Origin of the sequence: Amycolatopsis sp. NPDC051758, from assembly GCF_044453095.1 — a bacterium.
Taxonomy (GTDB): domain Bacteria; phylum Actinomycetota; class Actinomycetes; order Mycobacteriales; family Pseudonocardiaceae; genus Amycolatopsis.
Genome location: NZ_JBITCJ010000007.1, coordinates 399927 through 418898, shown reverse-complemented (window position 1 = coordinate 418898; position 18972 = coordinate 399927). Strand labels below are relative to the sequence as shown.

Annotated in this window: 20 protein-coding genes; 11 read left to right on the top strand and 9 right to left on the bottom strand. The window is 72.4% G+C overall.

What is annotated here, in order from left to right; translation table 11 throughout:
• Positions 1-21 precede the first annotated feature (21 nt).
• A complete protein-coding gene (locus tag ACIA5G_RS32320) occupies positions 22-447 on the top strand; it encodes a DoxX family protein (protein ID WP_395930048.1) in 426 nt (141 codons plus the stop codon).
• Here the strand turns inward: ACIA5G_RS32320 and ACIA5G_RS32315 are convergent.
• Positions 444-959, bottom strand: coding sequence for a VOC family protein (locus ACIA5G_RS32315; RefSeq protein WP_395930046.1), 516 nt, complete (start codon positions 957-959; stop codon positions 444-446). The genes ACIA5G_RS32320 and ACIA5G_RS32315 overlap by 4 nt on opposite strands.
• 286 nt (positions 960-1245) lie before the next feature.
• Positions 1246-1995: a D-Ala-D-Ala carboxypeptidase family metallohydrolase gene (locus ACIA5G_RS32310; protein ID WP_395930044.1), complete on the bottom strand. Its 750-nt coding sequence runs from the start codon at positions 1993-1995 to the stop codon at positions 1246-1248.
• A gap of 169 nt (positions 1996-2164) precedes the next feature.
• Here ACIA5G_RS32310 and ACIA5G_RS32305 point away from each other — a divergent pair, with 169 nt between their 5' ends.
• A complete protein-coding gene (locus tag ACIA5G_RS32305; RefSeq protein ID WP_395930042.1) occupies positions 2165-3034 on the top strand; it encodes an alpha/beta fold hydrolase in 870 nt (289 codons plus the stop codon).
• A gap of 4 nt (positions 3035-3038) precedes the next feature.
• Positions 3039-3629, top strand: coding sequence for a TetR/AcrR family transcriptional regulator (locus ACIA5G_RS32300; RefSeq protein WP_395930040.1), 591 nt, complete (start codon positions 3039-3041; stop codon positions 3627-3629).
• On the opposite strand, the gene ACIA5G_RS32295 is transcribed toward ACIA5G_RS32300, so the two are convergent.
• Both ACIA5G_RS32295 and ACIA5G_RS32290 read right to left on the bottom strand, forming a co-directional pair.
• On the bottom strand, positions 3626-4174 hold the full coding sequence (locus ACIA5G_RS32295) for a dihydrofolate reductase family protein (RefSeq protein ID WP_395930038.1): 549 nt from the start codon (positions 4172-4174) through the stop codon (positions 3626-3628). The two genes, ACIA5G_RS32300 and ACIA5G_RS32295, sit on opposite strands and share 4 nt — an antisense overlap.
• A 165-nt stretch (positions 4175-4339) precedes the next feature.
• Positions 4340-5461, bottom strand: a complete 1122-nt coding sequence (locus ACIA5G_RS32290) for a S1 family peptidase (protein WP_395930036.1) — start codon at positions 5459-5461, stop codon at positions 4340-4342.
• A 436-nt stretch (positions 5462-5897) separates the two neighbouring features.
• On the opposite strand from ACIA5G_RS32290, the gene ACIA5G_RS32285 reads away from it, so the two are divergent.
• Positions 5898-6986, top strand: a complete 1089-nt coding sequence (locus ACIA5G_RS32285; RefSeq protein ID WP_395930033.1) for a mandelate racemase/muconate lactonizing enzyme family protein — start codon at positions 5898-5900, stop codon at positions 6984-6986.
• A 60-nt stretch (positions 6987-7046) separates the two neighbouring features.
• On the opposite strand, the gene ACIA5G_RS32280 is transcribed toward ACIA5G_RS32285, so the two are convergent.
• From ACIA5G_RS32280 to ACIA5G_RS32265, 4 genes are all read right to left on the bottom strand, one after another.
• A complete protein-coding gene (locus ACIA5G_RS32280) occupies positions 7047-7376 on the bottom strand; it encodes a hypothetical protein (RefSeq protein WP_395930031.1) in 330 nt (109 codons plus the stop codon).
• A 167-nt stretch (positions 7377-7543) separates the two neighbouring features.
• Positions 7544-8773, bottom strand: coding sequence for a diguanylate cyclase (locus tag ACIA5G_RS32275; RefSeq protein ID WP_395930029.1), 1230 nt, complete (start codon positions 8771-8773; stop codon positions 7544-7546).
• Positions 8774-8890: 117 nt separating this feature from the next.
• The gene (locus ACIA5G_RS32270; RefSeq protein ID WP_395930027.1) at positions 8891-10603 is read right to left on the bottom strand and encodes a sulfatase; all 1713 of its coding nucleotides are present in this window, start codon (positions 10601-10603) and stop codon (positions 8891-8893) included.
• A gap of 116 nt (positions 10604-10719) precedes the next feature.
• A complete protein-coding gene (locus ACIA5G_RS32265; protein WP_395930025.1) occupies positions 10720-11115 on the bottom strand; it encodes a PPOX class F420-dependent oxidoreductase in 396 nt (131 codons plus the stop codon).
• A 248-nt stretch (positions 11116-11363) separates the two neighbouring features.
• On the opposite strand from ACIA5G_RS32265, the gene ACIA5G_RS32260 reads away from it, so the two are divergent.
• The 7 genes from ACIA5G_RS32260 to ACIA5G_RS32230 all read left to right on the top strand — a co-directional run bounded on the left by ACIA5G_RS32260 (position 11364) and on the right by ACIA5G_RS32230 (position 16840).
• On the top strand, positions 11364-11558 hold the full coding sequence (locus tag ACIA5G_RS32260) for an antitoxin (RefSeq protein WP_395930023.1): 195 nt from the start codon (positions 11364-11366) through the stop codon (positions 11556-11558).
• Positions 11559-11646: 88 nt separating this feature from the next.
• Positions 11647-12816: a VanZ family protein gene (locus ACIA5G_RS32255; RefSeq protein ID WP_395930021.1), complete on the top strand. Its 1170-nt coding sequence runs from the start codon at positions 11647-11649 to the stop codon at positions 12814-12816.
• Positions 12817-12918: 102 nt separating this feature from the next.
• Positions 12919-13305, top strand: coding sequence for an STAS domain-containing protein (locus ACIA5G_RS32250; protein WP_395930019.1), 387 nt, complete (start codon positions 12919-12921; stop codon positions 13303-13305).
• A gap of 92 nt (positions 13306-13397) precedes the next feature.
• Positions 13398-13796: an ATP-binding protein gene (locus ACIA5G_RS32245; RefSeq protein WP_395930017.1), complete on the top strand. Its 399-nt coding sequence runs from the start codon at positions 13398-13400 to the stop codon at positions 13794-13796.
• The gene (locus ACIA5G_RS32240; RefSeq protein WP_395930015.1) at positions 13789-15417 is read left to right on the top strand and encodes a SpoIIE family protein phosphatase; all 1629 of its coding nucleotides are present in this window, start codon (positions 13789-13791) and stop codon (positions 15415-15417) included. Before ACIA5G_RS32245 ends, ACIA5G_RS32240 begins: the two co-directional genes overlap by 8 nt.
• Positions 15414-16490, top strand: coding sequence for a B12-binding domain-containing protein (locus tag ACIA5G_RS32235; RefSeq protein ID WP_395930013.1), 1077 nt, complete (start codon positions 15414-15416; stop codon positions 16488-16490). Before ACIA5G_RS32240 ends, ACIA5G_RS32235 begins: the two co-directional genes overlap by 4 nt.
• Positions 16487-16840: an STAS domain-containing protein gene (locus ACIA5G_RS32230; RefSeq protein WP_395930011.1), complete on the top strand. Its 354-nt coding sequence runs from the start codon at positions 16487-16489 to the stop codon at positions 16838-16840. Before ACIA5G_RS32235 ends, ACIA5G_RS32230 begins: the two co-directional genes overlap by 4 nt.
• Here the strand turns inward: ACIA5G_RS32230 and ACIA5G_RS32225 are convergent.
• Positions 16837-18948 carry an MMPL family transporter gene (locus tag ACIA5G_RS32225; protein ID WP_395930009.1) on the bottom strand — a complete coding sequence of 704 codons (2112 nt, stop codon included), beginning with the start codon at positions 18946-18948 and terminating at the stop codon, positions 16837-16839. The two genes, ACIA5G_RS32230 and ACIA5G_RS32225, sit on opposite strands and share 4 nt — an antisense overlap.
• Between the last annotated feature and the right edge of the window lie 24 nt (positions 18949-18972).

Here is an 18972-nt window from a genome sequence, read left to right as displayed (position 1 = left end):
CCCCCGTTACCGGAGGCCCCCATGCACCGCCTCGACCCCGCCCGCGAGCACGTCATCGGGCTCTACCGCATCGTCATCGGCTTCCTCTTCGCCTGCCACGGCTTGAAAACGCTGTTCGGCCTGTTCGGCGCGAAGGCGACCGCCACGGTCGGCGCGTGGCCCGGCTGGTGGGCGGCGGTCATCCAGCTCGTCTGCGGCGCGCTCGTCTGCTTCGGCATCGGCACCCGGACCGCCGCCGTGCTGGGCTCCGGCTCGATGGCCTTCGCGTACTTCACCGCGCACCTGCCGGACGGCCTGTTCCCCATCCAGAACGGCGGCGAAGCGGCCACCCTGTTCTGCTGGGCCCTGCTGGTCGTCGCGTTTGTCGGCCCCGGCCGCTTCGCGCTCAGCAATCTCCCGGCGCTGCAACGGAATTCGCAGCGCCCGGGGACCCGCGTCACCGCTTAGGGACGGGAGATCCCGACGCCACTGCGCGCGTCGGGCCCGTACTTCGCCAGTTCCCCCGCGAGGTCGAGCCGGCCGATCGACGCACCCTTCGCGCGGTCCGCGTCGGTCAGCAGCTCGCGGGGGATGATCCAGACGACCTCGAACTCGAGGCCGCTGGGATCCTTGGCGTACAACGACTTCGTGGTGCCGTGATCGGACGAGCCGACCAGGGCGCCGGCCGCCTCGAGCCGGCCGGCGATCCGGTCGAGGTCGCCGAGGGTGTCGACCTCCCACGCGAGGTGGTAGAGCCCCACCGACGTCCGCCCGGCGCCCGAGTCCGCGGCTTCCGAGCCGATTTCGAAGAGGCCGAGGTCGTGGTCGTTGGTCGAGCCGGGCGCCCGGAGGAAGGCGGCGCCGCGGTGCGCGTCACCACCGTCGATGTAGTCGAAGCCCAGCACGTCGCGGTAGAACGCGACACTTTTGGCCAGGTCCCGGACGTACAGCACGGCGTGGTTCAGGCGAAAGATCGACATCGGCTCCCCGCGGCTGCCCACAGATAGGTTGAAGTTTCAACTTAAGGCTAGGCGCGAACCGAGGGCCGGTCAAGCGGTGCACGACGCCACCCGGAGTACCCACTCTCAGTGGGTCTGACGACACGACCGGGCGACAACCTTCGACACCGCATCGAGGCCTGGCCGGACGGCCCGCCGGTTCGTAAGGTGGGTTCACCGCAGGACGTCGTGTCAGCCGTCCAGCGGGCGGTGGTGCCCCCGGATCCGACCTTTCCCCGAAGCCAAGTCCGGGGCGCCACCGCGTTCGTCAGCTCACCGTGCCGCTCTCCCACCACCAGCTCTGCGAGCCGTACGCGTACTCGACCCGGCTGTCGACGTGCTGGTGCGCGTCCGAGAGCGTGTACCGCTCCAGCCCGGAGAACCCGCAGGCTTCGGCGAGGACGTAGACCTGGCGGGTGGTCAGCCCGCTGACGTAGATGTCCGCCGCGACACCGTAGAGGTGCATGCTGTTCGACGCGCCGCCGACGGACTGGTTGTGCGCGATGCTGCGGAAGCCGGACGAGATCGTGATCGCGCGGCCGCCCGCCTTGAGCCGCAGGGCTTCCAGCTTGTACATCAGCCGCCGGACGTTCTCCTTGACCGTCGCCGAGCCGACCTTGCCGCCGCCGAACCCCGCGCCGTCCTTCGACGTGAACTCGCCGAATTCGAAGTGCGCGGTCGAACCGTCGGCCGACTCCAAGGCGTTGAGCGCCGCGAAGTCGTCGGCGTCGGCGATGCCGGTGGCCGTCAGGTGGTTCGCCTGCTGGAAGCGGGTCAGCGCGGCGGCCGTCGCGGGCCCGAAGTCGCCGTCGACGGTGACGCACGCCTGCTTCGGACCGTCGGCGGCCCACCCGGCGACGCGGATCTGCAGTTCCTTCACGGCGGCACCGGTCGAGCCGGACCGCAGCGAAGCCGGCCACGAGTAGGCGGCGGCGACGCCGGGGACCGCCGCCATCGCGGCGAGACCGCCGGCGAGGACCACACCGGTCTTGAGCAGCGTGCGACGGGACGGACTCATTCAGACCTCCGGAGGTTTAGGGGGTCGCAGCAGACACCGGACGGCCAAACATCCGCCAAGCACAGGCCGGGCCCGCGCCGGATCCTGCCGCGGTCGCCACCCTGGCGGTGAATTCTTGCCCGACTTGGCGACCATTTACATACGTACTGAATGTATGTAACCTCGCGGCATGACGAACCGCAGCGAATCCCTGGGTCAGGAGCACCGCGTCCGGCTGCCGGCCGGCGAGGTGCGGTACTTCGAGCGCGGCGCCGGGGCTCCGGTGGTGTTCGTGCACGGGGTGCTGACGAACGCCGAGCTGTGGCGGAAGGTGGTGCCGGACGTCGCCGCCGCCGGCTTCCGGTGCCTGGCGCCCGACCTGCCGCTCGGGTCGCACGACCTCCCGATGCGCGCGGACGCCGACCTGTCCGTGCCCGGCAACGCCGACCTGATCGCGGACTTCCTCGAGGCCCTCGACCTGCACGACGTCACGCTCGTCGCGAACGACACCGGCGGCGCGCTGACGCAGGTCCTGCTCAGCCGCCGGCCGGAGCGGGTCGGGCGGGTCGTGTTCACCCCGTCCGACTGCTTCGACCACTTCTTCCCGCCGATCTTCAAGCCGCTGCCGGCGATCGCGCGGATCCCCGGCTCGGTCGCCGTGCTCGGGCAGCTGCTGCGGTTCCGGGCGCTGTACCCGCTGCCGTTCCTCTTCGGCTGGGTGGTCAAGCGGCCGCTGCCGGACGCCGTCGCGCAGGCCTACCTGGCGCCGCTGCGGAAGTCCGCCGGGGTGCGCCGTGACCTGCGCAAGCTCCTGCGGGACGTGCACCCGCGGCACACACTGGCCGCCGCGGAGGCGCTGCGCACGTTCGACCGGCCGGTGCTGCTGGCCTGGGCGACCGAGGACAAGCTGTTCCCGATCCGGCTGGCCCACCGGCTCGCCGCCCTGCTGCCGGCCGCAAAACTCGTCGAAGTGCCGGACGCCTACACGTTCCTGTCCGAGGACCAGCCCGCGGTGCTGGCCCGCCACGTCGTCGAGTTCGCGGGTGTCATGGCAGATTAGGCGGGTGCGACGTACCCAGCAGGACCGTTCCACCGGCACCAAGGCCGCCCTGGTCGCCGCCGCGCGCGAACTGTTCGCCGCCCGCGGTTACCAGGCCGTCCCGGCGGACGAGATCACCCGCGCGGCCGGCGTCACCCGCGGCGCGCTGTACCACCACTACGCCGACAAGCAGGGCTTGTTCCGCGCCGTCGTCGAGGAGCTGGAACGCGAGCTGACCGAAGAGGTCGAAGCCGCCTTCACGCAGGGGCCGGACCCCCTGACCGGCATGACGCTCGGCCTCGGCGTGTTCCTCGACGCGTGCCTGCGCGACGAGGTCCAGCGCATTTCGCTGACCGACGCGCCCGCCGTGCTCGGCTGGGACGTCTGGCGCGAGATCGAGGCGGAGTACGGCCTCGGCCTGATCACCGGTGTGCTCGAGCAGGCCAGGGCGGACGGGCTGATCGTGGACATGCCCGTCCGCACCCTGGCCCAGCTCGTGCTCAGCGCGGTGATGGAGGCGGCCCGGATGATCGCCGCGGCGGACGATCCCGCGCGCACGCGCACCGAGGTCCAGCAGGTGCTGGCCGGCTGGTTCGCGAGCCTCCTGCGGACCTAACGCGTCCGGTAGGTGCTGAGCACCGCCGGTCCGACCTGCTCGCTGGTCACCAGCCGGAGGTCGGCGGGCACCTCGCCGTCGAAGAGCCGCCTCCCCTCCCCCGCCAGGCTCGGGAACACGAGCAGGCGGTACTCGTCGACCAGGCCCTGCCGGGCGAGCGTTCGCGCGATCCCGATCGAGCCGATGACGATCAGGTCGCGCTCCTCGCGGGTGACCTCTTCAACCAGGTCTCCGTGCAGCAGCGAGGAATTGTTCCAGGCGCCGACGTCGGTCAGCGTGCGGGACACGACCAGCTTGGGGATCGTGTTCATCCGACGGGAGAACTCGTCCGTGCGGCCGGGCCAGAGCTTCGAGAAGAGCTCCCAGGTGGTCCGGCCGAGCAGCAACGTTCCGGTGTCGAGCAGCGACCCGAGCCGGAACTTGTCCCCGGCGACGGCTTCCGGCCCGTGCCGGAACGCCCAGCCGCCGGTGGCCGTGCCGCCGGCGCCGTCGGGGTCCTCGACCACGCCGTCCACGGTGACGAACTCGACGACGATCACGCTCATGACGGCTCCCGGTGGTCCCCGCCGCACCCTCGTGGCGCGGCCGCACCGGTACCTACCGGCCGCGGCGGCCGGATTCATCGCTCAGGTCCGTGCGGCCGGTCCGCACGACGCCGATCGGGATGACCGGCCCGGCGTGGGGCCCCCGATCGGCGCCGTGCGCGACCACTACGCCGTGACGAGCGAGAGGCCGTAGGTCTGCAGGATCTCGTTCACCGGCTGGAACCACGTCTCGCCGCCGGAGCTGCAGTTGCCCCAGCCGCCGGAAGTGACCCCCTGGGCCTGGTCACCGGTGATGAACGAGCCGCCGGAGTCGCCGGGTTCCGCGCAGACGTTGGTGCGCGTCATCTGGTAGACCGCGCCCTGGGCGTAGTTGACGGTCTCGTTCTGCCCGAGCACCGTGCCGCAGTGCCAGTGCGTCGTCGAGCCCGAGCGGCACACCGACGTGCCGACCGGCGCCACCCAGGACCCGCGGACGAGCGCGTCGCTCACCGTGCCCCAGCCGAGCACGACCGGGGCGGTCCACCAGCCGTTGCCGATGCGGATGAACGAATAGTCGTTGCCGGGGAAGGAAGAGCCGGCGAAGCTGCCCATCGCCGAGCCGTCCCAGCCGACGACCGAGCTCCCGGCGCCGCCGCAGTGGCCGGCGCTGACGAAGCCGCCCTGCACGGAGAACCCGATCGAGCAGCGGGTGTTGCCGTTGATGTAGTACGGGTCGCCGCCGACGGTGCCGGCCGAGAACGGCTCGGCGGCCGGCGCGGTCGCGACGGTGACCGGGCCCGCCTTCGCCGCACGGGCCAGGAAGGCGTCGACGTCGGCGCCGTGCGCGCCGGGGCGCAATGTGACCACGACGCTGCCGGCACGCGGGTCGGTGCGCCAGCCGCTGACGGCGGCGGGCGCGGGGTCGGCCTTGGCGGAGGCGTCGATCGCGGCCTTCGCCGCGTCCAGCTTCGCCGCGCTGATCCGCGCGGTGGCGGGCTCGGCGCCGGCCTGCCGGACGGCGGTCGCCGCGGCCGGGTCGGTCACGCCGACCACGAGCTTGCCGAGCGCCGGGTCGAACCACGCGCCACCGAAGGCCGCACCGGCGGCCCGCTGCGCGTCCGGCAGCACTCGCGTGGCCGTCATTTCCTGGCCCAGCCGGGTCTCGGCCTGGGCGGCGGTCAGCCCGAGATCTCGCTGCATGGCGGCGACCAGCCCGGGCGACGCGAAGGCCGGGCTGAGTGACGCTGAGGCGAGGCTCGCGGCGAGCGTGACAACGCCGCCGAGGGCCAGGGCGATTCTTCGACGCATGGGAACTCCTCCAAGGCCGGGGGAAAGAAACACACCGTGGGCCGAGTGTGCGGGCGGGTCCGCGACAGGTCCAGAATTGTCCGGTTTTCTGTCCGGAGTTAGCAGGAGCGAACGTCTGTCCATTACGGACTCAAGACTGGAATCTGTTGCACGGTAAGCATTTTGTGCGCGCGCAGGTGAGGCGCGAACCGGCTTCCCCGGTCCGCGCCGCCTTCTGGCCAGCCTCCGTTGCAACGTTGCAAAAGGTCTGAACCAAGTAGAGCACACACCTTCCGGCACCGACCGAAACCAGAGTCGGCAGGGCACCAGAGGTGCATGACAGTCCCCTGCGGGCCCCGACGGCGCGCGGTGTCGATCCGCGCTGGAGCTCGTTGACAGAGCGGCCACCGTCGAGCCAAGATCCTATTTCCTATAGGATTCTGCGTCAGGGGGAACGGTGGCTGTTGTCACGCGGGCCGAGGTCTTTCTCGTCGACGTCGAGGTCGAGCAGGCGCGGACCGACGCCGTGCAGGCGTTCGTGTCCCAGGAGACCGTGTTCGTGGAGCTGACCACGGCCGACGGCGGCAGCGGGCTCGGTTACGCCTACACGATCGGCACCGGCGGCAGCTCCGTGGCCGCCCTGCTGCGGGACCACCTGCTCCCCCGGCTCGTCGGCCGGGACTCGCGGCTGGTCGAGGCGATCTGGCGGGACCTGTTCGCCGCCACTCGGGCGACCACCATCGGCGCCATCACCTCGCTGGCGCTGGCCGCCGTCGACACCGCGCTGTGGGACCTCAAGTGCCGCCGCGCCGGTGAACCGCTGTGGCGCGTCGCCGGCGGGTTCCGGTCGCGGGTTTCGTTGTACGACACCGAAGGAGGCTGGCTGCACCTGACCACCGAAGAGCTCGTCGCGGGCGCGAAGGCCGGCGCGGCCACCGGCTGGGGCGGGGTCAAGGTCAAGATCGGCAAACCCGATGCCGGTGAAGACCTCGAACGGCTCACGGCGGTGCGCGAGGCCGTCGGGACTCGGTTCGACCTGATGGTGGACGCGAACCAGTCGATGACGGCCGCCGAAGCGATCCGGCGGGCTGCCGCGTTCGGGCCCCTCGACCTGTTCTGGCTGGAGGAGCCGCTGCCGGCCGACGACGTCGCCGGGCACGCGCGGCTCGCCGCGACGACCGCCGTGCCGATCGCCGTGGGCGAGTCGCTCTACTCGCTCGGGCAGTTCCGCGACTACCTGCACCGCGGGGCCGCCTCGATCGTGCAGCCCGACGTCGCCCGGATCGGCGGCATCACGCCCTGGCTCAAGGTGGCCCACCTGGCCGAGGCGCACAATGTCGACGTCTGCCCGCACTTCCTGATGGAACTGCACGTGAGCCTCGCCGCGGCGATCCCGAACGGGCGCTACGTCGAGCACATTCCGCAGCTGCGGGCGATCACCCGCACCGAAATGACCGTCGAAAACGGGCACGCGGTGCCCCCGGAAACCCCCGGCCTCGGAATCGACTGGGACCGCGACGCGATGGACGACCGCCGCACCTCGTGAAACGGGCACGACGCCGTCCGGCCACCCGGGAAACGGGTGGCCGGACGGTTCCGCCGGAAATCAGATTTCGTCCACCTGGTAAGTCACCACCCGAGCGGGAACCAACAGCCCGCCGGAGCATTCCGCGACGGCCGGACCGAATCCGTAGGGCACAAAATCGCCGGCCACGAACCAGAACGCATTGCCGCTCGCGCAGTGCGCGACCACCCGGTACCCGTACCCCTCACCGGGGAAGCAGCTGACCGACACCCCTTGTCCGAAGAGGATCCCGTACCGCTCGCCGAAGCAGCCGGGCGGCGCGAAATCGCCACCGGCCGCGGCCGCGGGCACGACCGACAAACCCAGCAGCGAAAACACAGCAACCGCAAGAACTGCCAATTTCCTTCGCATGACCACTCCTCAGCGCGGAGAACCCCGAACGTTGTAAAGCCTAGAAGTGCGGAAGAATTACCGGCAATTCATCGGGCCAGTGAACGGCGCGCAGCGCACCGTCACCACGCTGCTCCATCCGGGCTAGCCCGCGCCCCTGGACGGATGGCGGACGGCGGCGCAATTCCTCAAGGGCTCACGCAAACCCGGTTCCGCCCGGAGTTCTTCGCTTCGTAAACGGCCTTGTCCGCAGCGCCGAGCACCTCGTCCACCGCGGCGCCCGCCGCCGGGTGCACCGCCACCCCGATCGACACCGACAGCCCGGTGACCGTCCGCGCGCCGCCGGTCACCTCGACCGCCAGTTCCGCCACCGCGTCCCGGATCCGCTCGGCGACCGCCACGCTGTGGCCCTGCCCGATGCCCGGCAGCAGCACGACGAACTCCTCGCCGCCGAACCGGCCGACCGAGTCGTAGATCCGCACCTCGCCCCGGACGGCTTCGGCGACCGCGCGCAGGACGTCGTCACCCGCCAGGTGCCCGTGGGTGTCGTTGACGCGCTTGAAGTGGTCCAGGTCGATCATCAGGATCCCGCAGCCGGCGCCGGTGCGCGCCGCCCGGCCCAGTTCGGCCTCCGCCCGCGCCCGCCACTCCGCGATCGCGAGCAGGCCGGTCTTGGCGTCACGGGTCCGCAGTTCCAGCCGCCGGCCGAGCTCACCGCGGTGCAGCAGCACGAGCGGCGGCACCAGCAACGGGACCAGCCAGGGCCGCACCACCAGCAGCGCCGCGGCCGCCGCGCCGAGGCACATGGTCGCCGCGTCGAGCAGGTTCTCCGCCGCCGATCCGGCGAAGGAGAAGATCGGGCGCGCCGGCTCGTGGAGCTTGAACCCGATCATCACCAGCAAGGTGTTGACCAGGAGGAAGGTGAGGCCGGCGGCGACCGTGCCGGCCGCCCCGCCACCGAACGCGCCGGCGACGGAGTGGGCGGCGAAGATGGTGACGACGTTGGTCGCGACCGAGCACGTCGCCCGGTACAGCCGGCTGCCCGGCACGCCTTCCGCCGTCCGCAGCCAGAGGTGCGCGTAGAGCAGCACGGCCAGCACGGACGCGAGCACGGCCGGCATCGACAGCGTCGCCGCGAAGAACCACACCGAAGTGACGCTGACGTGGGGGTTGCGGGAGAGGAACCGCCGCATCCGCTCGGCCTTCGCCGACAGCTCGGTCTGCGCGGCCGCCGAGCCGAGCAGGATCGCGAAGAAGAGCCATTCCCGCGCGGTCGGCGCCGCCGACGGCACGGCGAACGGCAGCACGACGGCGGTGGCCTCGACCACCAGGTAGTAGGGCAGGACGCCGGGCGGCGCGGTGCGCAGCCGGGTGTCCCGGGACGGGTGTGCGGCAGTGACGTCCCCCTGCGGATCCACTTACCCTCCCGTGTCCGTGGATCGGCCGGGCTCCCCCGCCCGGCACCACCACGATAGGCGCACCGGGCGGCGGGCGGAAGCCCGCGCGACCGGGAGGTGAGTGTCCGAAAAGGACGGTCAGCGGGCGAACGCGGTCAGGAAGCGGTCGCGGAAGGAGTCCATCTTCCAGACCGGCGCCTGCGCGGCCGGGTGCAGGCCGTCCGTCCAGCCCCAGCCGGAGATCCGGTCCAGCACCTTCGGGTCCTTCGCCACGATCGTGATCGGCACGTCGTGCACCGCGCCCTGCGGGGTGACGACCGGCGGCTGGTGGTCACCGAGGAAGACCAGCACCAGGTTGTCGTCACCGTAGTTCTGCACGAACGAGATGAGCGTCTTCAGCGAGTAGTCGGTGGCGTCGCGGTAGGCGTCCCGGATCTTCGCGGGGTCCTTCCAGACCGACTCCGGCGCCTCGCCCGCCGCCGGCTGCGGCGCGAACACGGAGCCGTCGCCGACCTGGTTCCAGTCGACGAGCGAGGGCCGCGGCGACCACGGCGCGTGGCTCGAGACGAGGTCGACTTCGGCCATCACCGGCTGCTGCCCCGCTTTGGCGAGTTCCTTGCGCTGCAACATCGAGAAGGTGAACTGGTCCGGCATGGTCGCGTAGGCGAAGCCCGGCCCGTGGTAACCGATGCTGCGAGCGTCGTAGTAGGCGTCCGGGTGGTAGAACTTCTGCCCCTCCGGCCAGTCCTTCGTGTGTGCGGGCACGTCCCAGACCGTCCGCCAGCCCGCCCGCTGGAACGCCCCGCCGAGGGTCAGCCGGTCACTGCCGAGCAGGTCGTTGTACCGCTGCTGGTTGTCGATCCACATGCCCGACTGCACGGTCGAGTGCGCCAGCCAGCTGCCGCCGCCGAACGTCGAGGACGACAGGAACGCGCTCTTCGCGCCGATGCCCGCGGCGCGCAGCTGGGCGGTGCCCGCGTCGAGTGTCGCGCCGATCTTCGGGCCGAAGCCCGGGTCGTCGAGCGCGATCCGGCCGTAGCTCTCCACGAAGGTGAGCACGACGTTCTTGCCGCGCAGCCCGGTCAGCAGCTCGTCGCCCGGCGTCTGCCGGAACGCGTCTTCCGCGGACACCTCGCCGAACGGCCGCTGGTCGCGCAGGTCGGAGCTGACCTGGCGCAGGTCGCCGTAGGCCAGCGCGGCGGCGCTCTGGGCGGCGACCGGCTGGCCCGGCGCGATCTCCACGCCGAACACCGAGCAGACGATCCAGATCACCCCGAGCACGGCCACCACGCGCGTCGCCCCGGTCCGGCGGCCGGCCGCGATCCGCGTCAGCCGCAGCATCGCGAGGACCATGCCCACGACGACGCCCACCGCGAGCAGCCCGGCGCCGGCGAGCGCGGCGATGGTGCCCGCCTCGCCGATCTGCCCGGCGAGGAACTCGACCCCGGCGTGGAAGAAGCTCCAGTCGTAGATCGGGTCGAACGGCTTCTCGAGCGTCGCGTAGAACCCCGTGTCGAGCGCCTTCATCAGGGTGAGCAGCCCGAGCACCAGCCCGACGGCCACCGCGACGACGCGGCGCGCCCGCGGCGGCAGGACCAGCACGAACGCCGCGACGATGAGCCCTTCCACCGGCACCCGCACCAGCGCCTCGGCGGAGAAGGACGTGAGGTCGTCCGGGGCGAGGAGCCCGAACAGCACGAGCAGCGTGGCCAGCGCGGTCAGCACCAGGCCCGCGACGGCGTGCCGCCGGCGGCCGGGGTTCGGCAGCCCGAAGTCGGGCAGTGCCGACCCCGGGACCGGGGTGCGGCGGCGGGCGCGCCGCGGGAGCGGCAGACCGGGATTTCCAAGCATGCGGGCCTCACGTCGTGGTTCACGGCGGTGACCGCCGGGCCCCTGCGGCGGGGCCGGCGATCCTCACCGGATATACGGTGCGCGGCAGCCCGCGGTTCAAGCCCGGCCGCCACCCCTCACGCGGCGGGCGGCCACACGTACAGCTTCTCCGGGACGATCCGGACGATCAGCCGTTCGTCCCCCGGTTCCGGCGGCGGAGTCGCCCCGCCCATGTGCCGGGCGTACATCTCGTGCAGCAGCACTTTGTCCGGGTCGTCGGTGATCTCGACGCTCCCGCGGATCTCGACGTACCGGCCGGGGCTGCTCGTCACCAGCAGGCTGACCCGCGGGTCGCGCCGCATGTTGCGGGTCTTCAGCCGGCCGTTGATCGTGCTGAACAGGACGGTGTCCCCGTCACGCAGCACGAAGATCACCGACGACTGCGGCCGGCCGTCGGCGTTCGAGGTCGCGATCACCGCCGTGTGCGGCCCGTCGAGCACTTCGCGGGTGGCTTCGGTCAGGGAAACGGTCATCGGGGAGTTCCTTTCGGCGGATCCGGAAGAGCCGGTGCTCATGCCCGTACCGACCGGCCCCGGTCCGGAAAGGAACCGGTCCCTACCCGCTGCCACCGCGTTCAAACACCCGACGTCGGCTTTCACCCGGGAAAGGGGCAGTAATACCCACGACAGGTGAGTGCATACGGCCGTTCGGTTGCGAGCCCGTTGCGCCGGTGTTCTGCTCGGAACGTCCGATGGCCCCGAAGGAACGGAAAGGCCGACCGATGAATCTGTTCGACAAGGCGAAGGAAGCGCTCGGGAACAACCCCGACAAGGCCGACCAGGGGGTCGACAAGGCCGCCGAGGCCGCCAAGGGGCGCTTCGGCGAGCACGCCGACAAGATCGACCAGGGCTCGGAGAAGGTGAAGGACTTCCTGCACAAGCAGGGTGGCGGGCAGCAGGACGCGCCGCCGCAGTAAGCCGCCGTGGTGAACCGCTGCCGGTGATGGCCCAGCCGTCCGGGGGAAGCACGCTTCGCTCCCCCTTCGGCTGGGTACCACCGGCTCCGTGGTCGCCACCTATCTCGTCCCCGTCCGGACCGCCCTCATCCTCTTCCCGTTCCTCGTGCTGGCCGTCATGCTGCCGGCCGCGTTCGTCAGCTACCGCCGCCGAGGGCGCGCCGGCGGCTGGACGACGTTCGTCTTCTACGCGTTCCTCTTCTACCTGCTGGCGATCGCGACGCAGACGGTGCTGCCGCTGCCCGCCGATCCGGCGTTCTGCGCGGGGCACACCTACGCGAGTTCTCCGCAGTTGCGGCCCTTCTACTTCGTCGAAGTCGTCTCGCAGCGGGCTCGCGGCCACTGGAGCCCCGGCGCGCTGCTGCACAACCCGGCGCTGTGGACCACCGCGCTGAACGTCGTGATGCTCGCGCCCCTCGGCTTCTACGTCCGGTACGCGCAGCGGATGCGGCTGGTGCCGGCCGCCCTGATCGGCTTCGGTCTCTCGCTGTTCTTCGAGCTCACCCAGCTGACCGGGCTGTGGTTCGTCTACCCGTGCCCGTACCGGCTGTTCAGCGTCGACGACCTGATCCTCAACACCGCCGGCGTCGTCGTGGGCTGGCTGCTGGCCGGCCCGCTCGGCCGGCTGCTGCCCGCGCCGGAGCCGGAGCACGACCGCCGCCGGTACGCCGAGAAGGTCACCTTCACCCGGCGCCTGTTCGCGCTGGTCACCGACCTGCTCGGGTTCGCCGCGCTGCTCGGCTTCCTGTTCGGCCTGCTGACGCTCTTCGGCGAGGACCTCGCGCACCGCGACACGCCGGTCGTCATCCTCGCCCTGGTGTGGTTCGTCGTGCTGCCGGTGGTGACCGGGTCGACGCCCGGCAAGCGCGCGATGCTGCTGCGGGTCGTCCGCCGGGGCCGCCGCCGGGCCGGGCCGATCGCGCTGCTGGTCCGCAACGGCGTCCTGCTTTCGCCGCTGTGGCTCACCTGGCTGCTGCTGGACCTGGACCACTGGGACCTCGGCAACCACCCCGAGCAGCTGCTCCTGCCGGTCGCGCTGGTCGTGTCCGGGTTCGTGGTGGGCGTCTGGACGCCGCTCGCGGTGCTGCTCGACGGTGAGCACCGGGCGCCCTACGAACGGCTGACGCGCACGGTCAACGTCGCCATCGTGCCGCCCGCTGCCGAGGCGCCCGGACCAGCGCCGGAGCCCGCCCCGGCCGAGGTCCTTAAAGGACGGTGACGGGAACCACCGTGCTGCCCCGGCCCGACCGCGCTGGTAGATTGCGACCGGAGCAGGTTGAGCCGCCAGCCCGCGCCCCTGATCCCCCTTCTTGGAGCTTGCATGACCACCGATGCCACGCGGCCCCGGCAGCAGTTCTCCGGTGACGGCTGGTCGCTGGACGTCCACGAGACCGCCGACCTGAGCGTCTACGCCCTGCGCGGCGAGTTCGACTTCGCGGTTTCGCCGAAGCTGGCCGAGCTGCTTCCGCCGGACCCCGGTGCCGGCCGGGTCGTCCTGGACATGACCGAGGTCGGGTTCTGCGACTCGAGCTGCCTGCAGGCCATGCTGCGGCTGGCGCGCCGCCTGCACGCGGCCGGCGGCCGGTTCGCCGTGGTCACGACCGTGCCCGCCGTCACCCGGCCCATCGACCTGCTCGGCCTCGGCGACGTGATGCCGGTGCACCCCACCCTCGACGCGGCGCTCGCCTCCTGGGGCGCGGAAACATGACCACCTCCGAAATCAGTGTCAGCGGGGCCGGTTCCGGGCATGAGGGAGGGGAGGGCTTTCCCCCGGGGCCCGGCACGGCGAAGGAGGCGGACGTGAATCTACGAGCTGTCCGGCACGAGCTCGGCATCTCCGCCGAGCTCACCGAGCTGGCCCGGGTCCGGCACTGGGTCCGGTCCGTCCTGGGCGGGTTCCCGGCCCACGTCGTCAGCACCGCCGTCATGGTGGTCGACGAGCTGACGTCCAACGCGCTGCGCCACGGCCGCGCGCCCTACCACGTGCGCCTGCTCCCCGGAGCCGCGAAGCTGCGGATCGAGGTCGACGACGGCGCGGGCGAGCCGGCTCGCCGGCGGCTGCCGTCCGACCACGGCGGCCGCGGCCTCCTGCTGGTGGAACGCTGCGCGGCGGCGTGGGGCCAGCTGCGCCGGCCCAGCGGCAAGACGCTGTGGGCCGAGCTGACCACCGACCCCGGCCCGTCGGGCGCCCGTGGCTGACCCGGTGCGCACCGCGCCGGCCACCCCGGTCGTCGTCGACCGGGTCTGGGAGGCCGCGCCCACGGCGGCGGTCGTCGCCGACGGCTCCGGTGTCCTCCAGGTCCTCAACGAAGCCGCCCGCGAGCTCTTCCCCGGCGCCGCGCCCGGCCGGCCCCTGACCGGCACGGTCGCGGCCTGGCTGGCCGACGCGCACGTCCGCGCCGCCGACGAGGTCGTCCGCGGCGCGGTCGGCGACCGGGCTTTCGCGGCGCACCCGATCCCGCACGGCGACGCGACGACGTGGTGGCTCATCGAGGAGACCGACGTCCGATCGGCACGCGAGGCGCTGGCACAGGAACAGCGGCGGACGGCGTTCCTCAGCGAGGCGTCGGCCGCCCTGCTGGGCTCGCTCAACCTCGAACGCTGCATGGAGGTCGCCGCCCGGCTGGCCGCACAGCACCTCGCCGACGCCGCGCTCGTCCTGGCCCCCACCACCGGCGGGACCTTTCCCGCGGTGACGTGCCTGCGCGGCGGTGAGCCGATCCGGGCCCAGCTGGAGATCGACCCGGACGACCTGCCCGGGCTCGGCGAGGCCCTGCAGGGCTTCCCGCCGGTGCCCTCGCGCTGGCTCGACCCGGACGCCGCGCCCGGCTGGGTGCTGCCCGGGGACTTCGGGCCGGTCGGCTCGATCGTCGTCACGCCGCTGCCCGGCCACGGCGTCCCGGCCGGTGCCCTGGTGCTGCTTCGCCGCGGCGACCGGGCGTCGTTCACCGACCAGGAAGAGCTCTTCGCCCGCCTCTTCGCGGCACGAGCGGGCGCGGCGATGTCCGCGGCACGCGTGTTCGCGCTCCAGGCGTCGATCACCGACACGCTGATGCGCGAGCTGCTCCCGCCGACGCTCGAACAGCTCGGCGGTGTCGAGTTCGCCGGCCGGTACCGCCCGGCCCGCGACGGCGAGCGGATCGGCGGCGACTTCTACGACGTGCACCCGACCGGCAACACCGAGGGCGAGGAGTCGCTGGCCGTGCTCGGCGACGTCTGCGGCAAGGGCCTCGACGCGGCCGTGCTCACCGGCAAGATCCGCACCACGCTGCGGGCGCTGCTGCCGATGGCGGACGACCACCACCGGCTGCTCAACCTGCTCAACCGCACGCTCGGCGACAACGAGGACGCCCGGTTCGTGACGCTCGTGCTGGCCTCGGCGCGCCGCGAAGGCGCCACGGTCGGGCTGCGCGTCACCTGCGCGGGACACCCGCCGCCGCTGATCGTGCGGGCCGACGGCCGGGTCCAAGAGGCCGAAAGCCACGGCAGCCTGATCGGCGTGCTGCCCGAGATCGAGTCGGTGAGCGCGGACATCACGCTCGGCCCGGGCGAGACCTGCCTGCTCTACACCGACGGCATCGTCGAAGCGAAGGGCGGCCCGCTGGGTGACGCCATGTTCGGCGAAGAGCGCCTCCGGCAGATCGTCGCCGAGTGCGCGAACATGCCGGCCGACGCCGTGGTCGAGCGGGTGCAGATGGTCGCCTCGCAGTGGATCGGCCGCGGCGCCCACGACGACATGGCCGTACTGGCGATCACCGCCCCGCGCGGGCAGCACCTGGCCGCGGTCGGCGGCCACAGTCGCGGGAGGTACACCGCATGAACACCTCGACCCGCACCGGCCCGGCCGGGGTGGCCGAGCAGGCCGAGCGGCTCTGGGCCGCCGTCACGACCGGGGACGAATACGCCGCCGCCGACCTCGTCGTCCAGGCGCTGGGCGCCGGGGCGGACCCGGAGAGCCTGCTGCTCGACGTGATCGGCGCGGTGCAGCGGCGGGTCGGGCAGGAGTGGGCGGCCAACCGCCTCACCGTCGCGCAGGAGCACGCGGCGACCGCGATCAACGACCGCGTCATCGCGACCTTCGGTCACGTGCTGAAGCGGCCGGAGCCGCACCTGGGCCGAGTCACGGTCGCCTGCGTCGACGGCGAGTGGCACGCGATGCCCGCCCGGCTGCTCGCCGAGGTGCTGCGGCTGCGCGGGTTCCAGGTCGACTACCTCGGCGCGCAGGTGCCCGCCCCGCACCTGGTGGCCCACCTGCACCGCACCGGGCCGGACGCGGTCGCGCTCTCCAGCTCGATCGCCACCCGGCTGCCGACCGCGCACGCCACGATCACCGCGTGCCAGGCCGCGGCCACCCCCGTCATCGCGGGCGGCGCCGCCTTCGGGCCCGACGGCCGCTACGCGCGGCTGCTGGGCGCCGAAGCGTGGGCCCCGGACGCGCGGGGCGCCGCCGACCGGCTGACCGAGCCGCTCCCCCGCCCGCACGGCGCGCACCAGCCGCTCGACGACCTGCCGCACCTGGCCGACCAGGAGTACACGCTGGTCACCCGCAGCTCCGGCCGGCTCGTCAAGGCGGTGCTGGCCGGGCTGGAGGAGCGGATCCCGGCCATGCGGAGCTACACCGACCAGCAGCGCCAGCACACCGCCGAGGACATCGCGCACATCGTCGAGTTCCTGGCGACGGCGCTGTACGTCGGCGACGCCGAGCTGTTCACCGGGTTCCTGACCTGGACCGCCGGGATCCTCACCGCGCGCGGCGTCCCGGCCGCCTCGCTGGTGCCCGCCCTCGACCTGCTCGAGGCGGAGCTCCGCGACTTCCCGCGAGCCACCAGCCTGCTCCGCGGCGCGCGCACGCACCTGGCGGCCCCGGCCGCCGGATCGGGGCTGTCGGCATGAGCGGCGCGTTGACCTGCACCTGGACCTGCCCGGACCGCGCCACGGCCCACGTTTCCGTCGTCGGCGAGCTGGAGTTCGCCACGGCGGGGATGCTGCTGAACCTGGTCACCGGGTGGCTGGCCGACCACCCCGGGGTGCGGGACGTGCGGATCGACTGCGGCGAGATCGCCTTCTGCGACTCCTCCGGGTTGTCGGCGCTGCTGCGGGTCCACCGCGTGGTGACCGGGGCCGGTGCCCGGCTGCACCTGGACAACCGGCGGCGTGCCCTGGACCGGCTGCTCACGCTGACCGGGACGGCCGCGTACCTGACCGGCGAGGCCGTGGTGTCCCGGGCACGCGTCGACTCCTAGTCCGGAAGCGGTCCAGCGTCCGGATCGTGAATGGCCGCCGCCGCGCCGTCCGCCTTGCGGGCCAGCGCCGACGGCCACCAAATCTTCCGGCCCACGTCGACCGTCAACGCCGGGACCAGCAGCGAGCGCACCAGGAACGTGTCCAGCAGGACGCCGAACGCCACGATGAACGCGATCTGGGCGAGGAACAGGATCGGGATCACGGCCAGCGCCGAGAACGTCGCGGCCAGCACGACCCCGGCCGACGTGATCACCCCGCCGGTCAGCGACAGCCCGCGCAGCGTGCCCTCACGCGTGCCCCGGGTCAGCGCCTCTTCGCGAACCCGGGTCATCAGGAAGATGTTGTAGTCGATCCCCAGCGCCACCAGGAACACGAACCCGAACAGCGGCACCACCGGGTCCGCGCCCGGAAAACCGAGGACGTGGTTGAACACCAGCGCCGACACGCCCATGGTCGCGGCGAACGACAGCACCACCGTGGCGATGAGCAGCAACGGCGCGAGCAGCGACCGCAGCAGCAGGGCCAGCACAAAGAAGATCACCAGCAGCACGATCGGGATGATCAGCGCGCGGTCGCGCACCGACGTCTCCTGCGTGTCGAGCTGGATCGCCGTCGGCCCGCCCACCTTCGCGTTCGCGCCGGGCACCGCGTGCACGGCGTCCCGCAGCTTGCCGACGGTCGCGACCGCCGCTTCGGAGTCCGCCGGATCGGTGAGCACGGACAGGATCTGCACCCGGCCGCCGACCACCTTCGGCTTGCCGTCGGGGCCCGGCAGCGGCAGCGACTGCGCCACTCCGTCCATTGTGGACGCCTTCAGCACGGCGGGCAGCGCGCCGGCGTCGGCGATGGTGATCGCGGGCGCGCCGAGCCCGCCCGGGAAGTGCCGGCCGAGGACCTCCTGGCCCGTCCCGGATTCGACCTGGGTGAGGAAGACGTCCGACTGCGCGGTGCCGGACGCCTTGAGCTGCGGCAGGAACGCGACGCCGATGCCGAGCACGAGCGCCGTCACCACCCAGACCGCGCGCGGCCGCTTGCCGACCAGGCGGGCCACCCGGCCCCAGATCCCGGCCGTCTCCGGGTGCGGCGAGCCGAGCGCCGGCTTGAACGGCCAGAACGCACCGCGCCCGCACAGCGCCAGCGCGGCGGGCAGGAACGTGGTGGACGCCAGCAACGCCGCGCCGATGCCGATCGCGGCGACCGGGCCGAGCCCCTTGTTCGAGTTGAGGTCGCTGAACAGCAGGCACAGCACACCGAGCACGACGGTGCCTGCCGACGCAGCGATCGGTTCGAGCGTCGCGCGCCAGGCGAGCTTCAGTGCGTCGAACCGGCTCGGCGTGTCGCGCAGCTGCTCGCGGAACCGCGCGACCAGCAGCAGCGCGTAGTCCGTCGCCGCGCCGAACACGAGGATCGAGAGGATGCCCTGGCTCTGGCCGTTGAGCGCGAGGACGTCGTGCTTCGCCAGCAGGTAGACGACGAGGCTGGCGAGCCCGAGCGCGAACACCGCCGACAGCAGCACCAGGAACGGCAGCAGCGGACTGCGGTAGACCGCGAGGAGAATCAGCGCCACCACACCGCCGGCGACGAGCAGCAGGACGCCGTCGATGCCGCCGAACGCCTTGACCAGGTCGGCGATCTGCCCGGCCGGCCCGGTGACGAGCACGGTGAGCCCGGCCGGGGCGCCGCTGAGCCGCTCGCGGACCTCCTTGACGACATCGGCGGGGTTGCCGTCGGCGAGGATCGGCACGGCCAGCTGCACGGCCTGGTCGTCCCGCGGCGCGTTTTCGGGTTTCCCGAGCGGCCCGACCACACCGGGGACGCTGCCCAGCTCCTGCGCCTTGGTCTCGAGGAACCGGCGGTCGTCCGCGGTCAGGCCGGTGGTGCGCTCGGCGACGACGGTCGCGGGCAGCACCTGGCGCGGGCTGAACCCCTTCTGCTCGTCGGAGACCTCGGTGGCTTCGGCCGAGCGCGGCAGGAAGGCGGCGTTGTCGTTCTTCGCGACTTCGCTGAGCTTCCCGGCGAACGGGCCGCCGAACCCGCCCAGCCCGAGCCAGGCGATCACCAGGAGGGCGGGGATCAGCCAGCGGAGCCGGCGCGGCTTGTCGTTCATGGTCGCTAAGGTCCTTTCGAGGGC